The following is an 8,842-nucleotide window of genomic DNA, read 5'->3' as shown; positions in this document are numbered from 1 at the left end:
TCATAGACTCTCTTCGAATACTTGTTCGAGTACATGGGAGCCCTTGAGTTCCCTGTTATTGCCAAGCCGTATCAATACAATAAACTTAATATACCTATCGTAGACACTTACATCCATCCCCTGTTGTCGGTCTTCTGCTATCACTCAGGGGATACTTACTTTTTATAAGAGTTTGCATTAAGCTAGAGTTGAGAGGAAAGGTTTTCTACAGAGCCGATTATTTATCTTGCTTAATAGTTGTTAAATCCAATAATTTTGAGAGGCTTAAAATAGAAAGAGGCTTGGGGGTTGATGAAACCCGTGTAAATCCCACCATAATAACTATTCCATGTAATCATAAATGAAAAGTTTTAAAAAGAAACATTACTCCTTATTATGATGTGAACGGCATAGAACTACTTGACACACTCGTTGGAAAAGAAAATTTACATTTAGTTTCTTTAACCCGTAATGGAAAAATAAAAATACTAGGTAATAAAGGAGAACAAACTGATAGAGTTGCTAAAGCTTTTTATAACGAGTTCCGCAGGCAATCAATACAAAATAGTGGAGGATTCTCCTCATTTCCACCTAGTGGGTATAATGTACCTACGCTAAAGCGGTTTTCGCTAGAAGAAGTTGAAAATCTTGTAAAACTTGGTGCAATAGCAGCTATTGCTGTTGGCAATCATGGAAACGTGTATGACTTCGCATGTGGGATTCCTGTTGCTTCGATAGCATACAATAAGCTGACTAGCAGAACTGCTACTGCAATAGATTCAAATTCTGGAGTAATAGACAGGGGCAGAGGAATAGTTGGGAAAGTAGGAGCAAACGTAAACTTAGTGAATAGTCGAGTTGAAGACTATATGCATGATATTAATCTTGGCCCTGAAGATGTAGTAATCGCATCCAGCCTTACTGATGAGTTATTTGATTATACTATAAATCTTCTCAGAACTAATGATTTCACATTGATATTGCATGGTGCAGTACCAGGAGAATTAGCAGGTTTTGTTGAAAGAAACTTTACTTCAAACGGTTACGATGTGAGAATTGCAAAGAATAATGCTCTTAAAAATCTTGCCATGAAGTCTGGCGCTCAACATTTTACTCCTCAGCAATATGTATTTCTAGCATTTAAGAGCTAGGTGTTATAATACTTCTAAAAAACTCCAGAGCCCCTCACTTTTTGTCCTTGATGTACCACTTTGTTCATTCGCTTGAACGCCTCTCAAAATTACTCTTCGGAATTTTTTTGCTTCGCAAAAAACTGCCTTACGGCTTTCCTTGCCGCGACCACGTTGTACCCTCGTTTCGCTCCGTTCGGGGCTCATTACAACGGTTAAGCGATTCGCTCACATTCATTCAAATTCCTCGCTATTGCTCGGAACTTCGCTTAACCTGTACGTCCTGCTCGATTGCGAGTCCGCCACAAGAAACTTTATAAAATTGATATTTCTTTATGTATGATGGGTGTTTGATGCGAGATTACTTATGAAAAATGCTAAGGCGAGGGTTGAGGTTGAAAAAGATATTATAAACCCCTCTAAAATCGAAATTTATGTCAGAAAAATTTTAGGCATTTTGATTCTAGTTTCCGCTCTACCGTTTGCAATTTTCTTCGCCATCGCAACCACGGGCATATCGCTTCTTTCCATCCTTACCATCACTATGATCTTCAGCTTGTACATACTTCGAAATAAAGGATATCATCTCAAAAAAGACTTATTTTTCGTTTTAATGGGACTGGTAGCTTACACTCTTCCTGTTCCCATATTCGTGTTCTTGGGCTTCCCTCCGGTGGTCCCGCTAACAATGCTGAAAGGCTTTTTCTTAACGGCAGACTGGGCTAACGAAGGCGTGGGTGTAGGCAACGTATCGTCTTATCTTTTCTTCTCCATGTTAAACATCCTGTTTTTCAGCTCGGTGCTGTTCATATTTATCACTGGCATTCTCTCTAAAATCAAGGTAGTGGCAAATTCAAACAAGAGAGGATTGATCGCAGGCCTCACATTTTTGGTAATTTTTGGCACGGTCTTTACCCTGCCATGGCTCCACAAAGTTGAGGTGGGGCAAGGAAGTATGGGCGCTGGCGGCCCCGGTCCTGATAGCGGCATAATGCTGAGTTTTGGTCATGAAAACACCACAGTGAATTTCGATGCAGAAAAGGGAATTTGGATTTACCAACTTGAGTTGATAAATACAAATGCAGCAAATGCGGAAATCATAGGATTAAAAGGAAAGGTTGGCTCCAAAACAGTACAAATTGCACCGCCATTTGAAGATAATATCGAAATAATTGGCGGAAGCAAGAGCAGCGAAAAAATAGTCATAGCTCCTACAGTAGAATCTGAGCCAGGGAAGCCACCCAGATTAAAGCCGGCATTACTTAGGATATATTCCAAAGATCCATTATTGCTCATTACTTGGATTGAAAAGGGTAACAAAACAGGCTGGCAAATTTCATTCTGGAAATGAATTTTCGGTGGACTTGCAACTCGAAATTTTTGCCTTCGACATCGTTGCACTAAAATTCCCCCCTTCAGTTAGAGAGCATAACAGCAATTAACCGACTGCGCTCGGTTGCACTGATGTAAACGTATACCCAACACAAAACTGAAAAAAGACTTATTGAAGCTTTAGAAAAGATTGCAAAAAACATTGAATAATCTATCTGAATAATATACATAACGCTTAAGATGTCTTGTGTAAAAGGATGTCATCATGATCGGAATGGTCCTTTGCGGTGGTCATGGCAAACGTCTTCGACCTTTCACGGATGAGATACCAAAATCCCTTATCGAAATCAAGGAAGGCTATACGATTCTGGATAATCAGCTATTGGGCTTCTTATCTGCTGGAATCGATCATGTAGTATTGTTGACAGGTTATCTGAGTGAAAAAATCATGGAGAGATACGGCTCCGAGTACAAAGGGGTGAAAATCGATTATATCGTCGAAGATGAACCACTTGGCACCCTAAACGCCATAAAAATGGGTCTTGCCTCTGTTGAAGATGATGTGACTATTATGAATGGTGATGTTATTGCAGATCTAAATTTGAAAAAGATGATCACCCTATTTCAAAATTCCGACTTCATTGCAACTATGTTTGTCACGAAAATGAGAAGCCCTTATGGAGTAGTGGTTCTTGGTGAGGATAGTATCAAGTCTTTTCGGGAGAAGCCCTTTTTGGAGCATTACATAAATGGTGGCATCTATTGTTTTAAAAAGGATTGTTCTTCATGCTTTGATAACTTTGAAGGTGGTGATATAGAGAAAACCGTATTTCCAATGCTGGCTGATTCAGGAAAACTGGGTTATTATAAAGAAGATGGCCTGTTCTGGAGTTCTATCGATACGACCAAGGACATAGAGGAAATCAAAAAAGAGTATGCCCATAGAGAAGATAAGCCCTGGGGCTACGAGAAGATTTTGATCTCCACCGATAAGTATTTGACCAAGGAATTGTTCCTCAAAGAAGCCTATAGAACATCGCATCATTATCACGAGCGAAAGGATGAAACCATGTTTATAATGAGCGGCTCAGGTTACATTGAATTTGAGGATGGAAAGAAGCGATTCGGGCGGAATGATACCATTCGGATAAAACCGAATACCCCCCACACGATCGTCGCCTTGGAGAACACGCTAATTCACGAGGTGTCCACTCCGGATCTAGAGGATACTATCAGGTTAAAAGATTTTTACAAGCGGTGAAGGACATGAAACGAATATCTGTTATCGGGATGGGCTTTGTTGGCTTGGTTAGCGCAGCTTGCTTTGCCCATAAAGGTTTTGATGTCATAGCCTCCACACATGACCCCAAGAAAGTCGAACTGATCAAGGAGGGAAAGGCGCCTTTTTATGAGAAGGACCTGACTCCCATTTTGGTGGGGGCTGTGAAAAAAGGCAACTTAAGGGTAATGGTAGGAAGGAAAGAGGCAATCCTCGACTCCGATATCACTTTCATTGCCGTAGGGACACCAAGTAAAGCAGATGGGAGCATCGATCTCGGATTCATCAAATCTTCTGCTAAAGAAATAGGTGAAGCCCTAAAGGATAAAGACGGCCATCTAGTTGTAGTAAAAAGCACCGTAGCTCCAGGTACAACGGAAGAAATTGTCAAACCAGTGATAGAAAAACACTCTGGTAAAAAAATTGGATCGGATTTTGGGCTATGCATGAGCCCAGAGTTTTTGAGAGAAGGCAACGCAGTCTATGATACCTTGCATCCTGATCGAATTGTAATAGGTGAGAGTGATAAATCCGCGGGAGACGCTCTAGAAGAATTCTATCGCGAGTTCTACGGTGAAAAGTGTTCTCCGATCCTAAGGATGAGCCTTGTTGCAGCAGAGATGGTCAAATACGCCTCTAATGCACTTCTTTCCACAAAGATTTCCTTCGCAAATGAGATTGGCAACATCTGTAAAGAGTTTGGCATAGATGCCTATGAAGTCATGCGTGCCGTCGGCATGGACCACAGACTGTCGCCGCACTTCTTACGAGCTGGTGTTGGATTTGGTGGCAGCTGTTTTCCAAAGGATGTGAAAGCGCTCATCCATAAGGCAAAGGATATTGGCTACGATCCCAAACTTCTGAAGGCCGTGATGAATGTCAATGAGGAGCAGCCGAAAAGGATGATTAAACTCCTCGAAAGAAAACTGCCTTCCTTGAAAGGCAAGAAGGTTGCTGTGTTGGGTCTTGCCTTCAAGAATGACACTGATGACATACGAGAGTCCAGAGCTATTCCAATAATAAAAATGTTGATGGACAAGAATGTCAGGGTTTCTGTCTATGATCCTCTGGCTAACGAAAATATGCGCTCCATCTTTCCTGATCCTGACATCGAGTACTGCACTAGCGCTGAGGAATCGCTCAGAAATGCGGATGCGTGTTTAGTGGTGACTGAATGGGATGAGTTTAAAAAATTGGATCATGAATTTGATGTTATGAAAAACAGGATAATCATCGACGGAAGAAAAGTTATCTCTCCCAGAGAGGGCATCGATTATGAAGGGCTATGTTGGTGATCAAATAAAAGTAGTCATTCCTGCTGCTGGTGTTGGCAAAAGGTTGTACCCTCATACGCTTACAAAACCAAAATCGATGGTATCCGTGGCTGGCAAGCCGATCATCGGACATATTCTTGATCGATTGATTGATGTTCAGGCGGAAGAGTTGGTCATAGTCGTTGGATACATGAAAGATAAGACCATCTCTTACATCGATGCGAACTATTCTTCTTGCTTTGGCAAAATCTCCTATGTAACTCAGGATAAACCACTTGGTTTGGGTCACTCCATATATGTCACAAAGGATGTTATTGGAGACTCACCCATTATGATTGCCCTGGGTGATATGATCTTCAAGGCAGGCTATAAAAAGTTCTTAAAGTTTCATGAAAAAAATGGTGAATGTTCAGGTTCAATAGGGGTTAAGATCGTTGACATGCCTCAATACTATGGCGTTGTATACCTGGACGATGAAGGAACTATAGTCAGGCTGGAGGAAAAGCCACAACTGTCTACATCAGATCTTGGTATAGCTGGCATCTACATCATAGATGATACGCCCCTACTCTTTGAATCACTGGAAAAGCTGATTAGTAATGATACCAAGAAAGAGGGAGAATACCAGCTTACTGATGCTCTACAAATCATGGTAGAAGCAGGTGCAATGCTAAAAACCTTTCATGTACATGACTGGTACGATTGTGGTAGGGCGGAAACTTTGTTGGAGGTCAATCGGTTGTTACTGGCAGAAATTCCAAGAGAGATAATAAGCTCCACTAATTCTATTATAATCCAGCCAGTAGCTGTCGGAGATGGTGTTGAAATAGTTAACTCAGTCATCGGTCCAGACGTGTCTATCGCTGACGATACATTTGTCAAAAATTCTATCATTGCTGACAGTATCGTGGGCTCTTGTGCAAAGATAATTAATATGAATCTCCAAACAAGTATACTTGGGGATGCAGTCAGTCTCGCTGGCAAACCAAATACGCTCAACATAGGTGACTCGTCAACCATAGAATTCTAAATAGCAGATCATAACCTATGATCTAAAAGGTAACCGCTAAAGTTTAATCAAGTGTACGCTCCTACTTTGTGTTTGGAATGCAAAGTCATAAGCACATCGAATCAAAAAATCAAATAGTGATAAAAAAGGATTTAAGGGGTTATCTCGGGCTCAAAACCTCTTCAGGATAAAAAAAAATGCGGTAGTGATTAAACCTTTTCGAAGAGCGTTGCTTATCATTTAAAAAGAAGATTAAATTAAAAAGAAAATATTCTGTTCAGATCTTAGACAGCTTTTTATGAAAAGTATTTTGATGCAAATTGCTCATATAGGTTAGGTAATCATATATGGTTGGGGTAATATAAAAGTAGGAGAGAAAAAATGAACAAAAATATTTCTTAAAATTGTAAATTGCCGCCTGAAGGCACGATCTTCATGCCTGAGTCGGATTAGGGGTAATTGATGGTTTTGAAAAAGGTCTTCTTTCTTGGTAGTGCTAAAGAGAAGAGGAATGTATCTTGAGCGTTACTTCATCTAAAACTAATTAATGGGCTTGGAAAAAGTCGTTTATAGTAGGCAGGACGTAGTTAATTAAGACAATCTGCAATCAAGAGATATAATATATGTTACACGGTCATAGAAAAGGTCTAATAGAAATTAGGAGATTTGATATTAATTTAATTTTGATAGAGCAAAAAATTAAGGTGCTGAAAATTTGATCGCAGGCGGTGAATAAATAAAATGAAAACAGTGCTTGTAACGGGTGGGGCAGGATTCATAGGCTCACATCTGTGTGAAAAACTGCTGGTTGAAGGTCATAAGGTCATATGTCTTGATGATTTATCTACTGGAAATGAAAATAATATCCATCACTTGCTGAGTGATGCTAGGTTCACTTACTTAAAACAGGATATAACCAAGCCCTTGAAAATCACGGAAAAAATCGACCATATTTTCCATTTGGCGAGCCCTGCCAGCCCCGTGGATTATAAACGATTGCCTATAGAGACGTTATTGGCAGGATCGTTCGGCACTCATAATGCACTGGAGTTGGCCAAAGAAAAGGAGGCAGTGCTCTTGCTAGCATCAACATCTGAGGTCTATGGTGACCCTGCAATACATCCGCAGCGGGAAGATTATTGGGGCAATGTAAACCCGATCGGTCCAAGAAGTTGTTATGATGAGGCTAAGCGGTTTGCTGAGGCGTTAACGATGGCGTATCATCGTAAGTATGATCTAAACGTGCGAATTGTTCGGATATTTAACACTTACGGGCAAAGGATGAGAAAGGATGATGGTAGGGCAATCCCTAACTTCATAACTCAGGCTATGGCTGATGAACCAATTACGGTCTACGGTGACGGCTCTCAAACGAGAAGTTTTTGTTATGTATCTGACATGGTGGAGGGCATATACAAGGCGGCTCTCTCAAAGGATATGAGAGGTGAAGTCGTGAATCTGGGCAATCAAAGCGAGATACCGGTACTTGAATTGGCTGAAAGAATAAAGAGTATCACTAACTCTCATTCAAAGATCGTATTTAAGAAATTGCCCGAGGACGATCCGAAGCAGAGATGTCCGGATACATCCAAGGCAAAAAAAATCTTGGGCTGGGGACCTGTAGTTGATCTGGAAGAGGGATTAGATAGGACAATAAGATGGTTTGAAGAAACTGTGGAGACATCAGGGCATTTATAGTTAAAAGATTGTTGGGGTAATAATATGAAGGTATTAGTAACAGGTGGTGCGGGCTTTGTCGGAAGCCATGTAGCGGAATATTATGCAAAAAAGTGTGATGAAGTGGCCATATTTGACAATCTGTCGAGAGCGACGTTGTTAGGATATGATGCTTCGAATGCTGTGTATAATTGGAATTATCTTAAGAGCTACGCTAATATTGATCGGATAAAAGGAGATATTAGGGATATTGAGGCACTAGAACTAGCTTCGAAAGATGCTGATGTAATCATACATACGGCTGCTCAAACTGCAGTTACAACTTCTGTTAAAGATCCTAGAACTGATTTTGAAATAAATGCTTTGGGAACTTTCAATGTACTTGAGGCAGCACGCAAATCCGAATCAAATACCTCAGTCATCTTCTGTTCTACCAATAAAGTTTATGGGGACAACGTAAATAAAATCCCAGTGAAAGAGCAAGAAAAAAGATACGTATTTAATGACTTAAGGTACAAAAACGGCATTAAAGAAACCTTTCCAACAGACCTGTGTGAGCACACACCTTATGGCGCTTCAAAATTTGCAGGGGATATTTGCGTACAAGATTATGCTCATGTTTATGGCTTGAAAACAGCCGTTTTCAGGATGAGTTGCATATATGGGACAAGGCAATTTGGTGTTGAAGACCAGGGCTGGGTTGCTTGGTTTATTATCGCTACGCTTACGAATAAGCCAATTACCATTTATGGAGATGGAAAGCAGGTGAGGGATGTTTTATATGTCGATGATTTAGTAAAAGCTTACGATTTGTTTATGGAGAGTAATTTGAAGCAGGAGGTTTTCAACATAGGCGGAGGATCAGAAAATACCCTCTCACTTCTGGAGCTTTTGGATTTATTAAAAGATTCAACTGGCATGAGGGCAAAAATAAGTTATGATGATTGGAGACCATCCGATCAAAAGGTTTACATTTCAGATATTGGTGAAATTAGAGAGAAACTTAAATGGAAGCCTGAAGTAAATCCAAGAGAAGGTGTTAATAAGCTTGTGGATTGGGTAAAAGAAAATAGCAGCTTGTTTAGTAGGGGGCGATGAAGATTTCATTTTGTTTTGTTTATATTATATTGCCTACACCTAAATCATAAGAAGGAGACATAAA

At 40.3% G+C, this 8,842-nt stretch carries 7 protein-coding genes; all 7 read left to right on the top strand.

Going from position 1 to position 8,842, the window contains the following annotated elements; genetic code table 11:
* Positions 1–380: 380 nt before the first annotated feature.
* The gene (locus tag PHI74_03885) at positions 381–1,130 is read left to right on the top strand and encodes a hypothetical protein (protein ID MDD5485151.1); all 750 of its coding nucleotides are present in this window, start codon (positions 381–383) and stop codon (positions 1,128–1,130) included.
* 325 nt (positions 1,131–1,455) lie between these two features.
* Positions 1,456–2,460, top strand: coding sequence for a hypothetical protein (locus tag PHI74_03880; GenBank protein MDD5485150.1), 1,005 nt, complete (start codon positions 1,456–1,458; stop codon positions 2,458–2,460).
* A gap of 246 nt (positions 2,461–2,706) precedes the next feature.
* The gene (locus PHI74_03875; protein MDD5485149.1) at positions 2,707–3,702 is read left to right on the top strand and encodes a sugar phosphate nucleotidyltransferase; all 996 of its coding nucleotides are present in this window, start codon (positions 2,707–2,709) and stop codon (positions 3,700–3,702) included.
* A gap of 5 nt (positions 3,703–3,707) precedes the next feature.
* Positions 3,708–5,015, top strand: coding sequence for a UDP-glucose/GDP-mannose dehydrogenase family protein (locus PHI74_03870; GenBank protein ID MDD5485148.1), 1,308 nt, complete (start codon positions 3,708–3,710; stop codon positions 5,013–5,015).
* Positions 4,996–6,024 carry a sugar phosphate nucleotidyltransferase gene (locus PHI74_03865; protein ID MDD5485147.1) on the top strand — a complete coding sequence of 343 codons (1,029 nt, stop codon included), beginning with the start codon at positions 4,996–4,998 and terminating at the stop codon, positions 6,022–6,024. Before PHI74_03870 ends, PHI74_03865 begins: the two co-directional genes overlap by 20 nt.
* A gap of 720 nt (positions 6,025–6,744) precedes the next feature.
* Positions 6,745–7,701 carry an SDR family oxidoreductase gene (locus PHI74_03860; GenBank protein ID MDD5485146.1) on the top strand — a complete coding sequence of 319 codons (957 nt, stop codon included), beginning with the start codon at positions 6,745–6,747 and terminating at the stop codon, positions 7,699–7,701.
* Positions 7,702–7,725: 24 nt separating this feature from the next.
* The gene (locus PHI74_03855) at positions 7,726–8,778 is read left to right on the top strand and encodes a GDP-mannose 4,6-dehydratase (GenBank protein MDD5485145.1); all 1,053 of its coding nucleotides are present in this window, start codon (positions 7,726–7,728) and stop codon (positions 8,776–8,778) included.
* The last annotated feature ends 64 nt before the right edge of the window (positions 8,779–8,842 follow it).

The sequence above is a fragment of the Methanocellales archaeon genome (genome assembly GCA_028715985.1).
Classification (GTDB): domain Archaea; phylum Halobacteriota; class UBA148; order UBA148; family UBA148; genus UBA148.
Note: the sequence above shows the minus strand (reverse complement) of the source record. Positions and strands in the feature narration are given on the sequence as shown.